Annotated in this window: 18 protein-coding genes; 4 read left to right on the plus strand and 14 right to left on the minus strand. The window is 63.0% G+C overall.

The window, feature by feature from the left end:
* The first annotated feature begins 10 nt into the window (after window positions 1-10).
* A complete protein-coding gene (locus NKH80_RS20365; protein WP_352506629.1) occupies window positions 11-340 on the plus strand; it encodes a DUF2934 domain-containing protein in 330 nt (109 codons plus the stop codon).
* A gap of 55 nt (window positions 341-395) precedes the next feature.
* Here NKH80_RS20365 and NKH80_RS20370 read toward each other — a convergent pair whose 3' ends face one another.
* The 8 genes from NKH80_RS20370 to NKH80_RS20405 all read right to left on the minus strand — a co-directional run bounded on the left by NKH80_RS20370 (window position 396) and on the right by NKH80_RS20405 (window position 8,668).
* Entirely contained in the window at window positions 396-1,088 is a 693-nt protein-coding gene (locus NKH80_RS20370; protein ID WP_352506630.1) for a substrate-binding domain-containing protein, read from the minus strand.
* A gap of 117 nt (window positions 1,089-1,205) precedes the next feature.
* Window positions 1,206-2,252, minus strand: a complete 1,047-nt coding sequence (mgrA, locus tag NKH80_RS20375) for an L-glyceraldehyde 3-phosphate reductase (protein WP_352506631.1) — start codon at window positions 2,250-2,252, stop codon at window positions 1,206-1,208.
* A gap of 130 nt (window positions 2,253-2,382) precedes the next feature.
* On the minus strand, window positions 2,383-3,531 hold the full coding sequence (locus NKH80_RS20380) for a Gfo/Idh/MocA family protein (RefSeq protein ID WP_352506632.1): 1,149 nt from the start codon (window positions 3,529-3,531) through the stop codon (window positions 2,383-2,385).
* A gap of 12 nt (window positions 3,532-3,543) precedes the next feature.
* Window positions 3,544-4,290 (minus strand): sugar phosphate isomerase/epimerase family protein, encoded by a 747-nt coding sequence (locus NKH80_RS20385; RefSeq protein ID WP_352506633.1) that lies wholly within the window; start codon window positions 4,288-4,290, stop codon window positions 3,544-3,546.
* 74 nt (window positions 4,291-4,364) lie between these two features.
* Window positions 4,365-5,495 carry an ABC transporter ATP-binding protein gene (locus tag NKH80_RS20390; RefSeq protein WP_352506634.1) on the minus strand — a complete coding sequence of 377 codons (1,131 nt, stop codon included), beginning with the start codon at window positions 5,493-5,495 and terminating at the stop codon, window positions 4,365-4,367.
* A gap of 5 nt (window positions 5,496-5,500) precedes the next feature.
* On the minus strand, window positions 5,501-6,436 hold the full coding sequence (locus tag NKH80_RS20395) for a carbohydrate ABC transporter permease (RefSeq protein WP_352476375.1): 936 nt from the start codon (window positions 6,434-6,436) through the stop codon (window positions 5,501-5,503).
* Window positions 6,429-7,322 (minus strand): carbohydrate ABC transporter permease, encoded by an 894-nt coding sequence (locus tag NKH80_RS20400; RefSeq protein WP_352476374.1) that lies wholly within the window; start codon window positions 7,320-7,322, stop codon window positions 6,429-6,431. The genes NKH80_RS20395 and NKH80_RS20400 overlap by 8 nt, the downstream gene beginning before the upstream one ends.
* Before the next feature lie 107 nt (window positions 7,323-7,429).
* Window positions 7,430-8,668 (minus strand): ABC transporter substrate-binding protein, encoded by a 1,239-nt coding sequence (locus NKH80_RS20405; RefSeq protein WP_352506635.1) that lies wholly within the window; start codon window positions 8,666-8,668, stop codon window positions 7,430-7,432.
* A 392-nt stretch (window positions 8,669-9,060) separates the two neighbouring features.
* On the opposite strand from NKH80_RS20405, the gene NKH80_RS20410 reads away from it, so the two are divergent.
* The 3 genes from NKH80_RS20410 to NKH80_RS20420 all read left to right on the plus strand — a co-directional run bounded on the left by NKH80_RS20410 (window position 9,061) and on the right by NKH80_RS20420 (window position 12,996).
* Window positions 9,061-10,110 (plus strand): LacI family transcriptional regulator, encoded by a 1,050-nt coding sequence (locus NKH80_RS20410; RefSeq protein WP_352506636.1) that lies wholly within the window; start codon window positions 9,061-9,063, stop codon window positions 10,108-10,110.
* A gap of 322 nt (window positions 10,111-10,432) precedes the next feature.
* Window positions 10,433-10,861 carry a YybH family protein gene (locus NKH80_RS20415; RefSeq protein ID WP_352476371.1) on the plus strand — a complete coding sequence of 143 codons (429 nt, stop codon included), beginning with the start codon at window positions 10,433-10,435 and terminating at the stop codon, window positions 10,859-10,861.
* A gap of 416 nt (window positions 10,862-11,277) precedes the next feature.
* Window positions 11,278-12,996: an adenylate/guanylate cyclase domain-containing protein gene (locus NKH80_RS20420; protein WP_352691141.1), complete on the plus strand. Its 1,719-nt coding sequence runs from the start codon at window positions 11,278-11,280 to the stop codon at window positions 12,994-12,996.
* A 192-nt stretch (window positions 12,997-13,188) separates the two neighbouring features.
* On the opposite strand, the gene gnd is transcribed toward NKH80_RS20420, so the two are convergent.
* The 6 genes from gnd to NKH80_RS20450 form a co-directional block, all read right to left on the minus strand.
* The gene (gene gnd, locus NKH80_RS20425; RefSeq protein WP_352691114.1) at window positions 13,189-14,613 is read right to left on the minus strand and encodes an NADP-dependent phosphogluconate dehydrogenase; all 1,425 of its coding nucleotides are present in this window, start codon (window positions 14,611-14,613) and stop codon (window positions 13,189-13,191) included.
* Between the two features lie 140 nt (window positions 14,614-14,753).
* Window positions 14,754-16,391, minus strand: coding sequence for a copper resistance CopC/CopD family protein (locus NKH80_RS20430; protein WP_352691115.1), 1,638 nt, complete (start codon window positions 16,389-16,391; stop codon window positions 14,754-14,756).
* A 52-nt stretch (window positions 16,392-16,443) separates the two neighbouring features.
* On the minus strand, window positions 16,444-16,962 hold the full coding sequence (locus tag NKH80_RS20435; protein ID WP_352691117.1) for a YcnI family copper-binding membrane protein: 519 nt from the start codon (window positions 16,960-16,962) through the stop codon (window positions 16,444-16,446).
* A gap of 25 nt (window positions 16,963-16,987) precedes the next feature.
* Window positions 16,988-17,524 carry a copper chaperone PCu(A)C gene (locus NKH80_RS20440; protein WP_352691119.1) on the minus strand — a complete coding sequence of 179 codons (537 nt, stop codon included), beginning with the start codon at window positions 17,522-17,524 and terminating at the stop codon, window positions 16,988-16,990.
* A gap of 99 nt (window positions 17,525-17,623) precedes the next feature.
* Window positions 17,624-17,980: a DUF2946 family protein gene (locus NKH80_RS20445; RefSeq protein WP_352691120.1), complete on the minus strand. Its 357-nt coding sequence runs from the start codon at window positions 17,978-17,980 to the stop codon at window positions 17,624-17,626.
* 119 nt (window positions 17,981-18,099) lie between these two features.
* Window positions 18,100-19,002, minus strand: coding sequence for a GntR family transcriptional regulator (locus NKH80_RS20450; RefSeq protein WP_352476364.1), 903 nt, complete (start codon window positions 19,000-19,002; stop codon window positions 18,100-18,102).
* Window positions 19,003-19,112: the final 110 nt, after the last annotated feature.

A 19,112-nucleotide genomic window follows, 5' to 3' on the forward strand; every position in this document is an offset into this window, starting at 1 on the left:
AGGAACCGTCATGGACAACGATCGGCATGAAAAGATTCGGCAGCGAGCCTATGAAATCTGGATGCGCGAGGGCCGCCCGGATGGCGCGCATGAGCGTCATTGGCAGCAGGCGAAGCAAGAGCTTGGCTACGATGAGACGACGACCGGCCAGGCTGATGATGACGCGGCCGAGCACGGTCCCACTGGAACGATCGCCAGTTCCGACGTTCTGACGGTCGAGGCACTGGCGATGCGCACCGGGATAACCGGTGATCAGGCGCAAGAGCTGATCGACAGGCTTGGCAACGACAGGGCGACGCTCGAGCAAGCCGCGCGGAACATCAAGGCAGCCGAAAATTAGAGCCTGTTTGAGGAGAAATCCCCAACGTGCCTCTGGCGTGATTCATCGCACGCTCTTAGCGGCGCTCGACACCCTTTGCCGCCAGCATGTCGTCAACGGCTGCCGACATCAGAAATTCCGACAGCCGCTCGGCAGCTTCTGCGTTCGTTGAACCGGCACTGATGCCAATGGCGAAGTCGACGTAACTTTGGAGTTCTGCCGGAAACCGACCGACAAGCACGACCTCGGGAGCGGCCGCGAAAATCGAAGTCACGGGAACGACCCCCAACTCGGCTTCCCCACGGCCCACGGCTTGCGCTGTCTGTCCTCCTGGTATGGCTACCAGCTTGGGCTTCACCTCATCCGCTATCCCCAAACGTTCCAGCAAACCGGAGAAGTAGCCACCGCTGGTTCCTTCACTGGCGTAGGCGATCGATCTGGCGCTCTTCAACGCCTGTTCGAATGCTTCCACGGACCCGATATCGAGCGGTCGACTGCCTGCCTTGGCTGCCACCCCCATTGCTATCCGGCCAAACGCCACCTGGCTCCCCGCCTTGACCTTTCCCGAGGCAGTCAGATCCTGAACCAGGTCCGGATTGGTGATGACGAGGTCAAAAGCTTCCCCAGCTTCAATCTGCTTCTTTACTGTCGGATTGAGCTCCCACCTGACCGCAACCGTGAATCCTGTGGCCGTTTCGAACTGGGGTATGAGGGATAGGATGGCGGGGCGGACCGCAATAGCGCCAAAAAGCCGGGTTTCCTGATTCATCGCCTAACCCCGAATCGGGCGAAACGACCTTCTTGCAATACCCATCCAGCTGCCCGGCCATTCCATGCTCAGCGTCCCGGAAGCCGTCGCCCTTCGGCCACCGGATACCGTCGTCGCCTACTTCCTCGGCGGCCCCTTGCGCTCGGCCGATGCCGCCCAGAGGTTGATGTCGGACTCGCGGGCAAAGGTGTCGATCTCGGCGAGCTCGGCATCGCTGAAGTCGAGCGCCTTCAGCGCCCCGACGCAATCCTCGACCTGTTCCGGCCGGCTGGCGCCGATCAGCGCCGATGTGACCCTGCCCCTGCGCAGCACCCAGGCCAGCGCCATCTGCGCCAGCGTCTGGCCGCGGCGGCGGGCGATGACGTTCAGCGCCTCGATATTGGCGATCGATTTGTCGTTGATGAATGCCGGGCGCAGCGACTTGCCCTGGCTGGCGCGGCTGCCATCGGGGATGCCGCCGAGATATTTGTCGGTCAGCATGCCTTGCGCCAGCGGCGAGAACACGATCGAGCCGACGCCAAGCCCCTCCAGCGTATCGAGCAGGCCATCATCCTCGACCCAGCGGTTGAGCATCGAATAGCTCGGCTGATGGATCACGCAAGGCGTGCCGAGCTGCTTCAAAATGTCGGCGGCCTCGCGGGTGCGCTGCGAATTATAGGAGGAAATGCCGGCATAGAGCGCTTTGCCCGAGCGCACCGCGTGATCGAGTGCGCCCATCGTCTCTTCCAGCGGCGTGTCGGGGTCGAAGCGGTGCGAATAGAAGATGTCGACATAGTCGAGTCCCATCCGCTTCAGGCTCTGATCGAGGCTGGCCAGCACATACTTGCGGCCGCCCCATTCGCCATAAGGTCCTGCCCACATTTCGTAGCCGGCCTTGGTCGAGATGATCAGCTCGTCGCGATAACCGGCAAAGTCCGTCCGCAGGATCTCGCCGAACGCCCGCTCCGCCGAGCCGGGCGGCGGGCCGTAATTGTTGGCGAGATCGAAATGCGTGATGCCCAGATCGAAGGCCCTGCGCGTGATCGCCTGCTTGGTTCTATGCGGCGTGTCGTCGCCGAAATTGTGCCACAGCCCAAGCGAGATCGCCGGCAGCTTCAGGCCGGACCGCCCGCAGCGATTGTAGACCATCTTTTCGTAGCGGTTTTCGGCGGGAACATAGGGCATGGGAAATCCTCATATCGAAACGAGCCGACAGCTGCCGCCGCGATGACGGGCAAGTCGAGGCCGGCCCACCCTTAGCCTCTCCCCGCGCAAACGGGGAGAGGCTTTTTGCGGTGCTTGGGAGGTGCGCCGCCTACTTGGTTTTCTTCTTCGCCAGCAGCTCCTTCGCCGCCTTGACGCCGAGTGCCGCGGGCCGCTCGCAGCTGGTCTGCATGGCGACGAACTTTCCGGTTTCGCCCGAACGCAACAGGCCGGTCATGACGTCGACGGCATGCAGCGCCAGTTCCATCGAGCAGCGGTGCGGCCGGCCTTCTCTGATCGCGATCGCCATGTCGGCCAAACCGGCGGTGCGGTAGTTGGCCATCATGCCTTGCGAATGCATCTCGTTGGGCACGCCGAACGGATGCGGCCATTTCGGCAGCTTCTTCACCGGCTTGGCGGCTTCGGTGTAGCGCACCTCGCCGCCGAAGAAGTTCGGATCCGGCACGAACACCGTGCCCGCCTCGCCATAGAGCTCCATCGGAGCGTGGCCGTGGCTCCAGACATCCCAGCTGGTGTTGAGCGTCACAACGGCGCCGTTCTCGAATTCCAGCACGCCATGGATCGTCGTTGGCGTGGAGACCGGTATCTTTTCGCCGGCGCGCGGCTTCGAGCTGATGATGCGTTCCGTCATCGGGATCGAAGCGAAGGCAGCGACCCGCTTCACCGGCCCGATCAGCTGGATCAGGTTGGTGATGTAATAGGGTCCGATATCGAGCACCGGCCCGGCGCCCGGCTGGAAGAAGAAGTCCGGATTGGGGTGCCAATGCTCCATGCCATGGCTCATCACATGACAGGTGCCGCTGGTGACCTTGCCGAGCCTGCCGGTGTCGATCAGGTCGCGGACAAGCTGGTGCGCGCCGCCAAGGAAGGTGTCGGGGGCAGAGCCGATGCGCAGCCCCTTGTTTTCCGCCCGTTTCTTCAGGTCGAGCCCTTCCTTGACCGACAGCACGAAGGGCTTCTCCGAATAGACGTGCTTGCCGGCGTCGAGGATCTGCTTCGACACCTCGTAATGCACCGCCGGAATGGTCAGGTTGACGATGATGTCGATATCGTCGGCCTTGAGCAGCCCCTCAACGGTCTCGGCGCGCAGCTTGAACTCCTTTGCCCGCGCTTTCGCCGCTTCCATGTTGATGTCGGCGCAGGCGCGCATCTCGATGCCGCGAAACAGCGGCGCCAGCGAGAAATACGCCTTCGAGATGTTGCCGCAGCCAATCACGCCGATGCCAAGTTTTGTTGCCATGCTGATGTGCTCCTAATAGGTCTTGGCGGCTGCGATGGAGCGGCGGGCGAAGCGCTCGATGTCGTTGGGATTGTCTTGTTCCATGACGTAGTATTTCGCAGCGCTTTTGGCGCGCAGCGCCTTGATCAGGCCGGGCCAGTCGATGGTGCCGTGGCCGACGTCGGACCAGCCGTCCTCGTCGAGGCCCTCGCCCGGCTTGGCCAAGTCCTTGACGTGGACGGCTACGATGCGCTTGCCGTGCTTCTCGATCCAGGGCAGCGGATCGACGCCGCCCCGCACCACCCAGGCGACATCCATCTCCCAGCCGATGTCGGGCGCGGAGGACAGGATATGGTCCTGCGGCACCGAGCCGTCGGCGAGCGCCTTGAATTCGAAATCATGATTGTGCCAGGCAAAACCATAGCCGGCTTTCCTGGCCGTCTCGCCGACCTTGGCCAGGCGTTCGCCGAAGCCGCGCCAGCCGGCCGCGTCGGCCGGCCTGAACTCGGCGTTCAGGAAGGGGCAGATGAGCAGCGTGATGCCGAGCGCATCGGCCGTCCTGCGCACGCCGTCGAAATCCTTCTCGAGCGCGTCGATCGAGAAATGCCCGGTCGGCATGGCAAGGCCGTTCTTGTCGAGCTCGGCACGGAACGCCTTGGGATCGTCATAGACGCCACCGAACCCTTCGACTTGGCTGTAACCAAGCTCGCCCAGCATTTTGAGCACGCCCTCCCAGGGCTGGAAATTACGCGCGCTGTAAAGTTGGAATGACCAGTTCATCGTCTCTGTCCGTTTCTTGGGGATGGTTAGTCTTGGGGGGAAATGGAAAAGTCTTGGGAGGCTAAAATCAGGCTCTAGAGGCGGTTACCTGTGGCGGCGTCGAACAGCGAGGCCCGCATCGGGTCGAAACCGATGCCGACCGCCTCCGCGTTGTTTGGCGTACGCTCGGCTGTCACCCGTACCGTGAAATTCTGGCCGGCGAGCTTCAGCCAGACCAGCGTGTCGGAACCCATGGGCTCGACGACCTCGACATTTGCCGTGGCTGCGAACGGCCATCCCGTGCCGCTGTTGAACGCCACGTGCTCGGGGCGGATGCCGAACACGGCCGGCCCTGGCACCGGGTCCTTCTCGAAAGCATAGGTGGCCAGCGGTATCCGCACATCCTCGGCGACGAAGTGCCAGTCGCCTGCCGCTTGGTCAAGTCTGCCGTCGAGGAAGTTCATTGCCGGCGAGCCGAGGAAGCCGGCGACAAACCGGTTGACCGGCCGGTTATAGATGGTCTGCGGCGCATCGAGCTGCTGGATGACCCCGCCCTTCATCACCGCGATACGGTCGGCCAGCGTCATCGCCTCGATCTGGTCGTGGGTGACGTAGATCATGGTGTTCTCAAGCTTGCGATGCAGCAGCTTGATTTCGACGCGCAATTCTGCGCGCAGCTTGGCGTCGAGGTTGGAGAGCGGTTCGTCGAACAGAAAGACATCGACGTCACGCACAAGTGCGCGCCCGATCGCCACACGCTGGCGCTGGCCGCCGGACAGGGCCGCCGGCTTGCGATGCAAAAGCGGTTCGATCTGCAGGATCTCGGCGGCCCGGGCGATGCGCTTGGCGATCTCGTCCTTGGCGAGACCGGCAACGCGCAGCCCAAACGACAGGTTCTTCTCCACCGTCATCTGCGGATAAAGCGCGTAGGACTGGAACACCATGCCGATGCCGCGATCCTTGGGCTCTTCCCAGGTGACGTTCTTGCCCTTGATGAAGATGCGGCCTTCGGAAACGTCGAGCAGCCCGGCAATGCAGTTGAGCAAGGTCGACTTGCCGCAGCCGGACGGGCCGAGCAGCACGATGAACTCGCCTTCGGCGACATCGAGGTTGAGCGTCTGCAGCACTGATATCGCGCCGAAATTCAGCGACAGGTTCTGGATCGAGACGCTGGTGCCGTTTGCCCCGTTGCTGCCGTTTGCCGCAACGCTGCCGTTTGCGTTCATCGCCATCATCCTTTCACCGCGCCGGCGGCGATGCCGCGCACAAACAATTTTCCGGACAGGAAATAGACGATCAGCGGCACCAGGCCGGTCAGGATGGTGGCTGCCATGTTGACGTTGTATTCCTTCACGCCTTGCACCGAGTTGACGATGTTGTTGAGCTGCACCGTCATCGGATAGGTGTCGGGGCGGGTGTAGACGACGCCGAACAGGAAGTCGTTCCAGATGCCGGTCACCTGCAGGATGATGGCGACGACGAAGATCGGCAGCGACATCGGCAGCATGATGCGGAAATAAATGCCCCAGAAGCCGGCGCCGTCGACACGCGCTGCCCGGAACAGCTCCTCCGGCATGGAGGTAAAGTAGTTGCGGAACAACAGCGTGAGGATCGGCATGCCGAAGATGGAATGGACGATCACCAGGCCGCTGAGGCTGCCGTAGAGGCCGACTTCGCGCAGGATGATGACGATCGGATAGATCATCACCTGATAAGGGATGAAGGCGCCGACGATCAGGATGATGAAGAAAGTGTCGGCGCCTTTGAAGCGCCAGTTGGCAAGCGCATAACCGTTCACCGAGGCGAGCGCGATCGACAGGATCACCGACGGGATGGTGATGCGCACCGAATTCCAGAAGCCACGCGACAGCCCGTCGCAGTTGAGCCCGGTGCAGGCGCTCGACCAGGCCTTGACCCAGGGCTCGAAGGTGATCTCCATTGGCGGCGAGAAGATGTTGCCGAGGCGTATCTCGGGCATGCCTTTGAGCGATGTCACCACCATCACGTAGAGCGGCAAAAGATAGTAGAGCGCCACCACGATCAGCGTGCCGTAGAGGAAGATGTTACGGCGCGAGAATGTGTGGCGCGGCTTCGGCCCGCTCGGCCCGTAGGCTTCGAGCCCGCCGGCGCCGGCAATGGCGGGCAATGAAACGGTATGGTCAGACACGCTTCTTGCCTCCGAACTCGAGATAGGCCCACGGCACGATGACGATGATCACCGACAGCAGCATCATCGTCGAGGCGGCGAACCCTTGGCCGAGGTTCTGGGCGAAGAACATGTAATCATAGACATATTTGGCCGGGACTTCGGAGGCGATGCCGGGCCCGCCGCTGGTCTGGGCGACGACAAGGTCGTAGACGCGAACGATGTTGGAGGCGACGATGACCAGCGTGGTGATGAAGACCGGCCGCATCATCGGTATGATGATGAACAGATAGGTCTTCCAGGTCGGTATCCCGTCGACCCGCGCGGCCTTCCAGATATCCTCGTCGATGCCGCGCAGGCCGGCCAGCATCAGGCACATGATGAGCCCGGTGCCTTGCCAGAGAGCGGCGATCAATATGCCGTAGATGACGATGCTGGAATCATAGAGCGGATTGAAGCTGAAGCTCGTCCAGCCGAGGCTGCGCACCACTGCCTGGACACCGAATTCGGGGTTGAGCAGCCACTGCCAGACCAGACCGGTGACGATGAAGGACAGGGCGAAGGGATAGAGGAAAATGGTCCGGAACGTGTCCTCGAACCGGATCTTCTGGTCGAGCAAGGCAGCAAGCAGGAAGCCGATGACAAGCGAGAACACCAGCGACAGCACGCCGTAGATCAGCAGGTTCTCGATCGAGATCAGCCAGCGCGGCGTCGCCCACAGCCGATAGTACTGGTCGAGACCGACGAAGTGCAGCCGCGGCAGCAGCTTGGAATTTGTGAAGGAATACAACACCGTCCAGAGGGTGCCGCCGACAAAAATCACCAGCGCGGTGAAAATCATCGGGATCGAAGCGACTTTCGCATTGAGGTTGCGAAAGAGTTGGCTCGGGCGTTCGCTCTTGCTCATCTGCACAGCCGCGCTGGATCGGGGAAGGGCCGGAGGGTCAAGAGGCCTTGACCCAAGCTCCCGACCCTGCGTTCGCAGGGGCGGGAGTGAGGCGGTTGGTCGATCGCTCAATCGGCCGAACCGACGATGGCGGCGAAGCGCTTCTGCGCATCTTCCACGGTCATGTCCTGCTTGGCGAAGAACTCGGAGAACAGATCCTCCTTCTGCTTCTGCGTATCCTGCGAAAGCAGCTGGTCGGTCCAGGGCATGACATTGCCCTTGGCGAGAATTTCGAGCCCCTTCTTCATGCAGTCGTTCGCCGCCTTGAGGTCGACGTCGCCGCGCACCGGCAGCGAACCTTTCTTGAGATTGAAGGCGACCTGCGTCTTGGGATCGAGCAGCGTGTGGGCCAGCACTTCCTGTGCCTTCGATTTTTCGGGATCCTTCAGCAGCGGAAAGTAGAAAGCGTCGCCGCCGGTGGCGATGACCTCGTTGAGACCGAGGCCCGGAAGGCAAGTATAGTCCTTGCCGGCGGTCTGGCCGGCAACCTGGAACTCGCCCTGCGCCCAGTCACCCATGATCTGGCCGCCCGCCTTGCCGGTGATGACCAGATTGGTGGCCTGGTTCCAGTCCTGCACATTGGTGTTCTTCGCCATCTTGCGGGCGTCGTCCGCGGCCTTGAAGACCTTGGCGACTTCGGGCCCGGCGGCGAATTCGGCGTCCTTGTCCTTGTAGACCTTGAGGAAGGCGTCGGTGCCGCCGACCGCCGCAAGCAGCACGTCGAAAGCGCCGGAGGCCTGCCAGGGCTGGCCGCCGACCGCGAGCGGCTGGATGCCTGCCTTTTCCAGCGCGGGCGCCGCAGCGACGTATTCATTCCAGTTCTTCGGCACGGGCACGCCGGCCTTTTTGAAGGCGGCGTTCGACAGCCACAGCCATTGCCAGGAGTGGATATTGACCGGCACGCAATAGATCTTGCCGTCGAGGGTACAGCCGTCGAGCAGGCTCTTCGGCTGCACGATTTCCGTCCACTTTTCCTTGGTGGCGAGATCGGTGAGGTCGCGCATCAGCCCGGCCTGCACCAATTCTTCCGCCTGCCGGCCGTGATTGAACTGGGTCGCGCCCATCGGGTCGCCGCCGGTGATGCGGCTGATCATGATCGGCCGCGCCGTGCCGCCGGAACCGGCGATGGCGCCGTCCACCCAGTGATTGCCGGTTGCGTCGAAAGCCTTGGCGAGTTCTGCGACCGCTGCCGCCTCGCCGCCGGAGGTCCACCAATGGGTGACTTCCAGATCCGTCGCGGCCGCCGGGCCGGCGAATTGCAGCGCGACCGTCGCAGCCAGCGCAGCAGTCATGAGTTGGTATCGCATTTCGTTCCTCCCAGAATCTGAAACGTTACAGATTTTCGATACGGCAATTGCTTGAGGCGCGCAACCCCTCAGGCGAAGGTGGCATCAAGTTTTTTCGAAGCGCGAATAAAATCGCGCGGCTCGCTGGCCTACCGCATCGCAACCAGAGAGGTTGCACTGCAAAATAGAATGCTGCGGCGCCGAAAAATCGGAAAATCCCGTTCCAATCGCTGTTTTGCGCCGATTGCAGCGCCGCTCGTTCTGCATCTGTCACCAGTGGTGTGGCAATGGTCGTGACAATCTGTAACGTTTCAGTATATAGCGGTCTCATTCGGTGAAGGCCGCGGCGTGCCCGCGGCCGGCCGATTGCCGGGCTGTCCGGCAACTGCTATGCGCCTGACGGGGCGGGACGAATGAACAGGCATCAAAAAGAGAAGGCCGACGACGCGTCGGGCCAGGGCCGGCCGACGCTGAAGACGCTCGCCTTCATGACCGGGCTGGGCGTCACCACCGTGTCGCGTGCGTTGAAGGACGCCCCCGAGATCGGCGCCGAGACCCGGCGGCGCGTCCAGCTTGTCGCCAAGCAGATCGGCTATCGCCCCAACCGTGCCGGCGTCCGCCTGCGCACCGGCAAGACCAATGTCATCAGCCTGGTGCTCAACACCGAGCACGAGATCATGAGTTTTGTCTCCGACATCATCTACGGCGTTTCGGAAGTCATCGCCGACACGCCCTATCACTTGATCGTGACACCCTATTCGCGCTCCCAGGATCCGCTCGACCCGATCCGTTACCTCGTGGAAACCGGTTCAGCCGACGGCGTCATCATTTCGCGCACGCAGCCGAACGATCCGAGAGCCCGCTATATGCTGGAGCGCGGCATCCCCTTTGCCACGCATGGCCGCACAGACATGGGGCTGATCCATCCCTATCACGATTTCGACAATTACGCTTTCGCAGCCGAGGCGGTGCGCCATCTGGCCGGCCTCGGCCGCCGCCGGATGGCTCTGTTGGCGCCGCCGGTCGAGCTGACCTATCACGGCCACACGCTCGCCGGCTTTGCCGATGCGCTGAGCGAGGTCGGCGCCAGCGAGATCCCGTTCAACACCGTTTCGATCGATCATTCGATCGAGCAGATCAGAATGCGGACGGCGCAGTTGATGCGCCGCGATGTCAGGCCGGACGGTTTCATCAGCAGCGCCGCCGCCGCGACGCTCGCCATCGTCGCCGGCATCGAAGACGCCGGCCTCAAGCTTGGCCGCGATGTCGATGTGGTGTCCAAACAATCGTCGGAGCTTCTGCACCTGTTTCGCAGCGAATTGCTGGTCGTCAACGAGAACTTCCGGCTGGCCGGCGCCGAACTCGCCCGCTCGGTGCTGGGCTGGATCGGAGGCGCCGCACCTGGCACCCTGCAGAGCCTGAGCGAGCCAGGCGAAGTCCAGGCCTATCGCCGCCCCGACTAGGGCGGGATATGTTCAAATTGAAATGGGCTCCATCTATTTGCCTTAGCCGCATTTCTGCGACGCCAAGTGATTCCACTTGGCTGGAAAATGTGCGCTGCCGACGGCAACCTTGGGACCGAATGCTGTCCGTCCGATATGGGGACGAGATCACCAAAGAGCGGCCGTAGGAGCACGCGGCAGTCACGTTTCGGGACTAAGGGGCTCATCACTCTTAATACCACGATGCAACAGCAGCTTGGACCGGCCATATTTGTTACGAATAGTGTCGATGTCGGATTGATCGCCCCGGCCTCGTCGTTCCAGAAAATGAAGGAGCAACGATATGTCTGAAAAGGAAGTCTTGTCTGTCATCCGGGGCCAGGAAGACGCAACTGCCAAGGGGGACGCCCGCGCCAACGTCGATGCCATGGACCCGGATGTCGTGGTTTTCGATCTGCCGCCGCCGCTCGCCTATAGAGGCGAACAGGCACGCGACATCGAAGGGATAAATGCTTGGTTTGCAACTTGGCGCAACGGCGTCACCGTTCACATGGCTGACCCGCAGCTCATGATCGACGGCGATCTTGCAGTGGCCTTCGGGCTGTCGCGCATGACTGGCATTAAGACGGATGGCACAGAGGTCGACTCCTGGAGCCGGCGAACCATCGTGCTAAGGCGCATCGGCGGTTCTTGGAAAATCATCCACGAACATGCCAGCTTCCCTATGGCAATGGACGGAAGTGGGCGCGCTGTGACGGATCTCTTGCCGTAGTTCCGGAACGCCTAACGTCCTCAACAGGGATGTCGGCTTCACGTGGCAAGGGTTCGTAGGCGAACGGTCGAATTGGCGGCCCGTTGCTGACAGTCAATCTTCGGGCCGAAAGCGGATTGGCAGCTCCGGGCCGCAGATCTTTAATTGCGGACATTTAGGTCGGCGTGGGCATCGTCGTGACCTGGCCCGAAGCGGTCACGGGTCCGGTTGAGAGGCAACTGCCGCGAACAAGCGGTAGGGATAGATGGGACTCGCTCGTCAGTGGCGCTGCGCAGGAGAGCCAAGGCGTCGCGCGAGTCATACTCTCAAGAAGCGTGATCTGTGGTATAGAGGCCGGTGAGGGCACGCCGGAGGCGCCGGTCCTACCTGCCTCTGACCTGCGCCTGGCGTGTCGCGAATCTGAACTGAGGCTCAACATGGAGCGGAAGCTCGCTGCCATCCTTGCCATTGATGTTGTCGGTTACTCGGCGCTCATGGAGGTGGATGAAGCGGGCACCTTCGACCGGCTGAAACGGGGCCGCAAAGAGTTGTTCGAGCCGGAAATCGCGACGCGACACGGGCGAATCTTCAAGCTTATGGGAGACGGCCTGCTGGCGGAGTTCGGTAGCGTGGTGGATGCGGTCGAATGCGCGGTCACGCTTCAGCGCGGCATGACGGAACGTAACGCGAGCGTCGCCGAAGACCAGCGCTTCGAAGTCCGGATCGGAATCAACCTTGGGGAAGTGATCGTCGAAGGGGACGATCGCTATGGCGAGGGCGTGAATGTAGCGTCGCGCCTCCAACAACTCGCCGAGCCCGGTGGCATCTGCGTTTCGGAGAAGGTGTCCAAGGAGGTCAGGCAGAAGCTGGCGTTTGCGTTCGAGCCTATGGGCGAGCAGCGGGTGAAGAACATAGCCGAGCCGATATACTGCTATCGCGTCAACCTGCAGCTTCCGAGAGCCGCTCAGGTCGGGCGACTGGCATCGCTGGAATTGCCCGACAAGCCCTCGATCGCGGTCTTGCCTTTCACCAACATGAGCAACGATCCGGAGCAGGAAACCTTTGTCGACGGCTTGACCGAAGACCTGATCACCGACCTATCTCGCTGCGCCGGCCTCTTCGTCATCGCACGCAACTCGACCTTTGCTTACAAAGGGCGGTCGGTCGATGTGCGTTTGGCCGCGCGTGATCTTGGGGTGCGCTATGTGGTTGAAGGCAGCGCCCGGCGCGCCGCGGGGCGCGTGCGCATCAATGCGCAGCTGATCGACGCGATCGGCGGCGATCATATCTGGGCCGAGCGCTACGACAGCAGCCTCGAGGATATCTTTGCAGTGCAGGACGAGGTCACGGCCAAGATCGTCGAAGCCCTGGTCGGCCGATTGGCCGGACAGCCGGCGCGCAAACGGCCGACGAGTCTCGAAGCCTATGACCTCTGTGTACAAGCCCGCGGCGTCAGTTTTCAGACCGGGTTAGGCGCGCAGGAAGCGCGCATGCTGCTGGAGAAGGCGATCAGACTCGATCCCGACTATGCCGAAGCGCATAGCTTGCTGGCCCTCAATCTTTGGCTCGGCTGGCTGTTCTGGAACGAGCCGAAGGAAACCAACCAACCTCGCTCGCTCGCGGAAGCGCAGCAGGCAGTGGCGCTCGACCCTAACGATGCCGGGAACCGGTGGGTGCTGGGCATCATACTTGGTCACGAACGGCGTTTCGCGGAATCGGATGCAGAGTTCGAGGCGACTTTCAAGCTCGATCCCAATCATGCCGATGCCTGGGCGATGCGCTCGGATCTCATCACCTTGAGGGGCGATGCGGTCAAGGGCGTCGAATTCGTGAAGCGGGCGTTGCGGCTCAATCCGCGCCCTCCGGGGTGGTACCATTGGATGGCGGGCCAAGCCTATTATGCGCTCGGCGACTATCAATCCGCGGTCGAGGCTTTACGCAAGCCGGAAACCTACCGCACCACGTCGCGGCGCATGCTTGCGGCAGCCCTCGCGCAGCTCGGACGCCTGGATGAAGCCCGTCAGGAGGCGGAGTTCTTCATGATGAGCAATCCCCATTTCAGCATCAGGCACTGGGCGACATCGCAGCCATTCGACGACGAGGAAGTGCTCCAGCGCTTCGTCGAAGGCTACCGCAAGGCTGGCCTTCCCGACTAAAGAGCGCATCGCTTTGGATCGCCGGCTTGCTCTCGTCAGGACATAGGCTCGTCTTTTGGCTGTGAGGGCAAATGCCCGTGGGTTCCCTCGATCAATGTCCGTTGATGGCGCAACCACGATCTCCAGCGTGATCGCCAGCAAGGTCCGCTTTCAAGAAACTGCGAAGCCGATCTCTACGGCCGAGACCGGGCGCTAACCCGCCGCCCCACTCCCCCACGGGCCATGGAAAGCGCCCTGCCCATCGATGCGCTCGAAGCCGTGCGCGCCGAAGAAATCGCGCTGCGCCTGGATCAGGTTCGAAGTGCCGCGGCCCTGCCGGTAACTGTCGAAATAGGCAAGTGCAGATGACAGGGCCGGCACCGGCGAGCCGGCTTCGGCCGCCCTTGCGACGACACGGCGAAGCGACGGATGTGCCTCCTGCATCAATGAGACGAAAGCCGGCGCCATCAACAGGTTGGTGGCTGCGCCGCCGCCGCCGAAGGCCTCCGCCATCGTATCCAGCAATTGCGAGCGGATGATGCAGCCGGCCCGCCAGATCTTGGCGATGACCGGCATCGGCAGGTTCCAGTTGAATTCCTTCGACGCGCCGCTCATCACCGCGAAGCCTTGCGCGTAGGCGGCGATCTTGCCGGCAAACAGCGCCAGCTCGAGATCGCCGAGCAGGGCGTCCCTGTCTCCGGAAATCTTGCTCACGCCGCCGCCATAGACCTTTTCGGCGGCAAGCCGCTCGTCCTTGATCGACGACAGTACGCGTGCCGCCACAGCCGCCTCGATCGCGGTGGCCGGGATGCCTAGCTGCTGCGCCTCGATCACCGACCATTTGCCGGTGCCTTTCTGGCCGGCGCGGTCGAGGATGATGTCGACCACCGGTTTGCCGGTCTTGGGATCGTCGGCGGCCAGCACCTTGGCGGTGATCTCGATCAGGTACGAATTGAGCCTGCCCGTGTTCCACTGGGAAAACACCTCGGCGATCTCTTTCGGCCCCATGCCGAGCCCGTCGCGCAAGATGCCGTAGATCTCGGCGATCATCTGCATGTCGGCATATTCGATGCCGTTGTGGATGGTCTTGACGAAATGGCCGGCGCCGTCGGTGCCAAGCCACGCCGCGCAAGGCTCGCCCTTGAACTTGGCCGAGATCGCGGTCAGCACCTTTTCGACGCGCTTCCAGGACTCTTCGGTACCGCCGACCATGATCGAGGGACCGTGGCGTGCGCCCTCCTCGCCGCCGGACACGCCCATGCCGATGAAGGTCAGGCCCGAATCGGTAAGCTCGGAGAAGCGACGCATCGTATCGCGGAAATTGGCATTGCCGGCGTCGATGACGATGTCGTTGGCCGACAGCACGCCGCGCAATGCCGCGATCTGCTCGTCGACCGGCTTGCCGGCCAGCACCATGATGATGATCGGCCGCGGCGGCCGGATCGCGGCGGCCAGTTCTTCGAGGCTGTAGCAGGGCACCACCCTATCCCGAAGCGCGCCGGCATTTTCGACAAAGGCATCGGTGCGCGCCGCGGTGCGATTGAAGACGGCGATGCGGTGCCCCTTCTCGGCGATGTTGAGCGCCAGGTTGGAGCCCATCGTGCCAAGGCCGATCAGGCCGATTTCGGCTTTTTCCATCGTTTCTTCCCTGCTTTCGGATCTTGTTGGTTTGAGCCCGCGATTGGGTTGGACGCCCATTCTTGATGGCGATGATTGACGGGGGTTCGCGGCCGCGTCAACCGCCTCGCCGAATTGTCTTGCGTGGACCAGCGCTCTCGTCACGGCCTGATGTCGATCGGCGCCTCAATCTTCACCATCTCGAAATCCGAGACCAGGATATCGAGCCGCGCCGTCCACCGGCCGGCGACCGGAATGACGAGATCGTCGACGCGCCAGGTGCCGTCGCCAAGCCTCGTCGCCGGGCGCTTGATGGGTTCGATGCCGGAATCGGGCTTTGACAGCACCAGTGTTACCTGCTTGGCGTCGAGCGGGCCGAAATCGCCGGTCATGATGAAGATCGAAGCGGCAACAGGCCCGGCATGGCCGGGCGCAATGCTGAGGTCGGCCATCGCTTGCAGCGTGTGGATATGCACCGACGCCGGCTGTGCCGCGGCGATCGCCAGCGCGCGCGGCGGCGGCGTGAAGCGCCAGCCGGCGGCAACGCCGAAGATCGCCAGCACGATCAGCACCTCGATGGCGATCGAGCGGGCCAGCCGCCGCTGGACTTCCGTTTCGCCCGCCTCAGCCGGGGCCGTAAGCTTGAAGCGATTGACGGCGGCGAGCGTGAACAGAAAGACGAGCAGCACCAGCTTGAGCAGCAGCAGCCGGCCGTAAGCGGTATGGACCAGCGCCGACGGCGTTTGCACCTGGATGACGGCGAGCACGATGCCGGCTGCCGCAAGCACCGCCACGACGAACAGGATCGCTCGTGAAAACCGGCGCAGCAACGGCCCGGCTTTGTCCGGCTGCCGTTTCAAGGCAAGACCGAGCGGCGCCAGCGCCCCGGACCAAATCGCGATACCAGTGGCGTGCAGAAACACCATCGGCCGGGTCAGCCATTGCGGCTCGGCGGCACTGGCATGCCCGCTGGCGGCAAGTGCTGCGCCAACGCCAACCAGTCCGGCCAGGGCGAGCGGCCTTGCGTCGGCGCGCGGCACGACCAGCGACAACAGGCCAAGGCCGAGCGCCATCAGCGCGATCAGCACTGTCCAGCCGAAGCTGGTGCCGAGCCCGGTCTGCCAGATGACCGGCTGCGCCAGCCGGGCAAGCGGCGCGCCAAGCGCATCCAGGCCCTGGAAACCAAGCGACAGCGGTGCGGCGGCCAGGCCGCACAGGATCGCAGCGACGATCATGTTCTGGCCTGATCGGCCGCCTTGCGCCAGCCAGGCCTGCGCAAAGGCACCGCCGACCCCGAAAAACAGGCCGACATACAGAAAAACCTTGCCGATCCAGATCGCCGTTCGAAGCCCCCGGTCAACGGCATCGGAGGCGGCCGGCGCGGCACTCGGTGTGCCGACCGAGAACAGCACCGAGCCGCCGACCGGATGCCCGTCGGCGGAGATTACCCGCCAGCTCAGCACATGCGTGCCGGATGTCAGCGCCTGCGGATTGTCGATCTCGACGGCCTGGCCGCTGAGCCGGAAAGAGCTCAGCGGGATCGACGTGCCGTCGGGCCGCACCAGCGTCAGCACCAGCGGCGAAACCGGCTCGCTGAAGGTCAGCGACATCTGCGACGGGCTCTGCGCCAGCACCGCACCGTCAGCCGGCTCGGCCTTGATCAGCGCTGCATGGGCGAAGGCGGGATCAGGCATGGCGATTACGGCGAGCAGCACGATGGCGGCCAGCAGGCCAGCCACAAGCCGGCCAGAACAGTTGCCGGCCATGCAAGCTTGCCGCAGGAAGGATGGCGCGCTCATATCACCGCCAAGAGCAGCGGCGCGCCCATCCGCCAAAGCGCGCCGCCGGAGCTCACTTCTTCGGCAGCAGCTTGAGGCCGGGCGCCGGAAATTCCAGCGCATCCTCAGCCTGCCCGGCCGCCGGAATCTCGATCCAGCGATCGGCAACGCCGTCACATTCCTGTACCACCGGAAAATGCAGCATCTGGCCTGCCGGCAGGTCGGATGCCAGTGTCGCGCGAAAGACGAATTCGTCGTAGAATTCGTCCGGCAGGCTGCCGGCGCTCCAGTCGATCTCCTTGACGCCGCTGGTCACTGCCTGGCCGTAGAGCTGGTAGGACTTCTCGTATTTGCCGTTCTTGACCTGCAGCGTCCAACCCGGCTTCGGCATCGGTTTGACCGAGAGCACCCCTTCCGGGATCTGCACGCGCACGGCGGTCGTCGCCTTGCCCTCGCAGCCATGCGGCACCCGAAGAACCGCCTTGTAGGTCGAGCCCACCGCCGCCTCCGGCGTTTCGAGCGTGATGTGGGCAAAGGCCGCGCCGGTCCCGAGGATAAGAAGCACGCAGCCGGGCAAAAGAGATTTCTTCATGATGGTACCTCTCGAAGCGGCCAAGTCAGTGGTCGTCCTGCGGCGCCGCGCTGCCGATGCCTTGCACGGCGAATTCAATCTGCACGGGCCCGGCTTTTTCGAAGGTCAGTGTTGCGGAAAACATTTCGCCCTCCTTGGGCTGCCGCTTCAAATCCATGAACATCAAATGATAGCCGTTAGGCGCCAATGCGACCTTGCCGCCAGCCGGGATTTCGAGGCCGCCTGTGACCGGCCGCATGGTCATGACGCCATTGCTGACGCCCATCTCGTGCAGTTCGGCCTTGGCCGAAATGTCGGAGGTGATCGACAGCAGGCGATCCGGCGCACTGCCGGTGTTGGTGATCGTGAAGTAGCCGCCGGCTACCTTGGCGCCGGCTGGCGTGGCGCGCGACCAGGGGTGCCCGATCTCGAGATCGCCAAGCTTGAACTCGTGTGCCAACACCGTCTGGGCGCTGGCGAACAGGAGGGCAAGAACGCAAAGGGCGATGCCGAGACGCTGCTCGAAACGACCCAGTGCGAAGCGCCTGCGGCTGGATGCGGCGGCGCGAAAAGAGTGAGACATGATTGCTCCGTGGACTTTAAGGGACCGCGCCGACGGCCGGTCGCGAACGATGTCGATAAACGCGCCGGCAAAGGGTTGCGCGGCGCGAACCAGAACGGATCAGGCCGTCGCCGGTGGTGCGCGCGGATTGGACGGAGTGCGGGCGCGGGCGAAATCGCGATGCCGGAAGGCCGGCAGGAAAAAGGCGATGGTTTCGACGGAGAGGCTGCGAGCCAGGCTCCCGGCGGCATCGGGCGGCGCGTAGACCGCCGAAACGAGGTTGCAGCCAAGCATGCAGCAAGCCGGCATGTGCTGATGATGCGGATCGCCGGCGGGGAGTTGCGCCGCACCGTCATGGGTGCAGATCGTGTTGCCGAAAGCATCGAATTGCGAGGCGTTCGGCTCGCCGCCTGAAGCAAACGCGCCGAACATCGACTGGAGCACGAAAAGCCACGCCGCGGCGAACGCGACCGGCATGCTCCATCGTCTCCGGCGTATGGTCAAGAACCAGCCTCTTCACGCAGCAACGTCAGTTCTCTAGCACGGAGCCGGCGGCCGGAAAATCGCCAAAACGTTGCTGCGGCAACGCAACACAATCACGCGCGTTGCGGCTGCCTGCCCTCGGGAATGGACGTCAGCAGCGTGTGGCGGGCCGATTTCAGGTGCTTGCGGCAGGCGGCGTCGACCTTGGCGAGATCGCGCGATTTGAGCGCGGCGATATAGGCGAGATGCTCCTGGACCGCGACTTCGTTGCGCTCGCGCTCCTGCGCCTTGTTCCACTGGTAGTGGTAGTGGAAGATCATGGCGATGACGTCGTAGAAATCGACAATGAAGCGGTTGTGCGACGCCCGGTGGATAAGCCGGTGAAAGCGCTCGTCGAGCTCGGAGAATTCGTTGAACCGCACGGCGATCTCGCGCGCCAGCAGGCGATGCTCGTCCTCCAGGCGGTCGAGGTCGGCCCACACCGGGCTGTCCTCGGGCAGAGCGGCAAAGGCTGCGGCCGAGCGCAGTTCGAACATTTCGCGGATCTCGGTCAACTCCAGCGCGAAGGCGCGGGTAAAGCCTTTCAGCACCCAGTGGCTGTTGCGGCGCTTCTCGATCAGGCCAAAGCGCGAGAAGCGGATCAGGAATTCGCGCACGCTGGTGGTGCCGACGCCGATCTCTCGCGCCAGCTCGAGCTCGTTGATCTGCATTCCGGCTTCGGCACCGCTGGCAAGCAGCCGCCGCATGAAGGAACGCTCGATGATCTCGGCCAGCGTGTCGGTTTCTTCCTCGGGGAAGAAATCATCCGGCCGCGGCTCGCGCAGAACCGTCTTGCTGCGCTTGTTCCAGTCTATCAGCCCGGTCTCTTCCATGCGCGCAAGGATAGTGCGGACCGTCGTGCGGCTGACGCCGAGCAGCGTACCCAGCTCCGGCTCCGAAGGCAGGCTCCTGGTTTCGTCGAGCAGCCTCAGACCGCGATTATAAGCGTCCTTGTAAACGTTGTTGCTCTTCGACATCCCCTGCCCCGTGGCGCATTGGCGATTGCGGCCGGATTGAAGCGTTTCGCGCGCATGAAATCGGAATCGCTTCGCAACATACCATGCGCAACGCTAGTCTTGGTTGTAGA

Origin of the sequence: Mesorhizobium sp. M0904 (genome assembly GCF_040319475.1) — a bacterium.
In the GTDB taxonomy this organism is placed as follows: Bacteria; Pseudomonadota; Alphaproteobacteria; order Rhizobiales; family Rhizobiaceae; genus Mesorhizobium.

Coding starts and splice junctions, on each gene's coding strand:
- NKH80_RS20365 (WP_352506629.1), top strand. CDS start 11: ATGGACAACGATCGGCATGAAAAGATTCGGCAGCGAGCCTATGAAATC.
- NKH80_RS20370 (WP_352506630.1), bottom strand. CDS start 1,088: ATGAATCAGGAAACCCGGCTTTTTGGCGCTATTGCGGTCCGCCCCGCC.
- mgrA (WP_352506631.1), bottom strand. CDS start 2,252: ATGCCCTATGTTCCCGCCGAAAACCGCTACGAAAAGATGGTCTACAAT.
- NKH80_RS20380 (WP_352506632.1), bottom strand. CDS start 3,531: ATGGCAACAAAACTTGGCATCGGCGTGATTGGCTGCGGCAACATCTCG.
- NKH80_RS20385 (WP_352506633.1), bottom strand. CDS start 4,290: ATGAACTGGTCATTCCAACTTTACAGCGCGCGTAATTTCCAGCCCTGG.
- NKH80_RS20390 (WP_352506634.1), bottom strand. CDS start 5,495: ATGAACGCAAACGGCAGCGTTGCGGCAAACGGCAGCAACGGGGCAAAC.
- NKH80_RS20400 (WP_352476374.1), bottom strand. CDS start 7,322: ATGAGCAAGAGCGAACGCCCGAGCCAACTCTTTCGCAACCTCAATGCG.
- NKH80_RS20405 (WP_352506635.1), bottom strand. CDS start 8,668: ATGCGATACCAACTCATGACTGCTGCGCTGGCTGCGACGGTCGCGCTG.
- NKH80_RS20410 (WP_352506636.1), top strand. CDS start 9,061: ATGAACAGGCATCAAAAAGAGAAGGCCGACGACGCGTCGGGCCAGGGC.
- NKH80_RS20415 (WP_352476371.1), top strand. CDS start 10,433: ATGTCTGAAAAGGAAGTCTTGTCTGTCATCCGGGGCCAGGAAGACGCA.
- NKH80_RS20420 (WP_352691141.1), top strand. CDS start 11,278: ATGGAGCGGAAGCTCGCTGCCATCCTTGCCATTGATGTTGTCGGTTAC.
- gnd (WP_352691114.1), bottom strand. CDS start 14,613: ATGGAAAAAGCCGAAATCGGCCTGATCGGCCTTGGCACGATGGGCTCC.
- NKH80_RS20430 (WP_352691115.1), bottom strand. CDS start 16,391: ATGAGCGCGCCATCCTTCCTGCGGCAAGCTTGCATGGCCGGCAACTGT.
- NKH80_RS20435 (WP_352691117.1), bottom strand. CDS start 16,962: ATGAAGAAATCTCTTTTGCCCGGCTGCGTGCTTCTTATCCTCGGGACC.
- NKH80_RS20440 (WP_352691119.1), bottom strand. CDS start 17,524: ATGTCTCACTCTTTTCGCGCCGCCGCATCCAGCCGCAGGCGCTTCGCA.
- NKH80_RS20445 (WP_352691120.1), bottom strand. CDS start 17,980: ATGCCGGTCGCGTTCGCCGCGGCGTGGCTTTTCGTGCTCCAGTCGATG.
- NKH80_RS20450 (WP_352476364.1), bottom strand. CDS start 19,002: ATGTCGAAGAGCAACAACGTTTACAAGGACGCTTATAATCGCGGTCTG.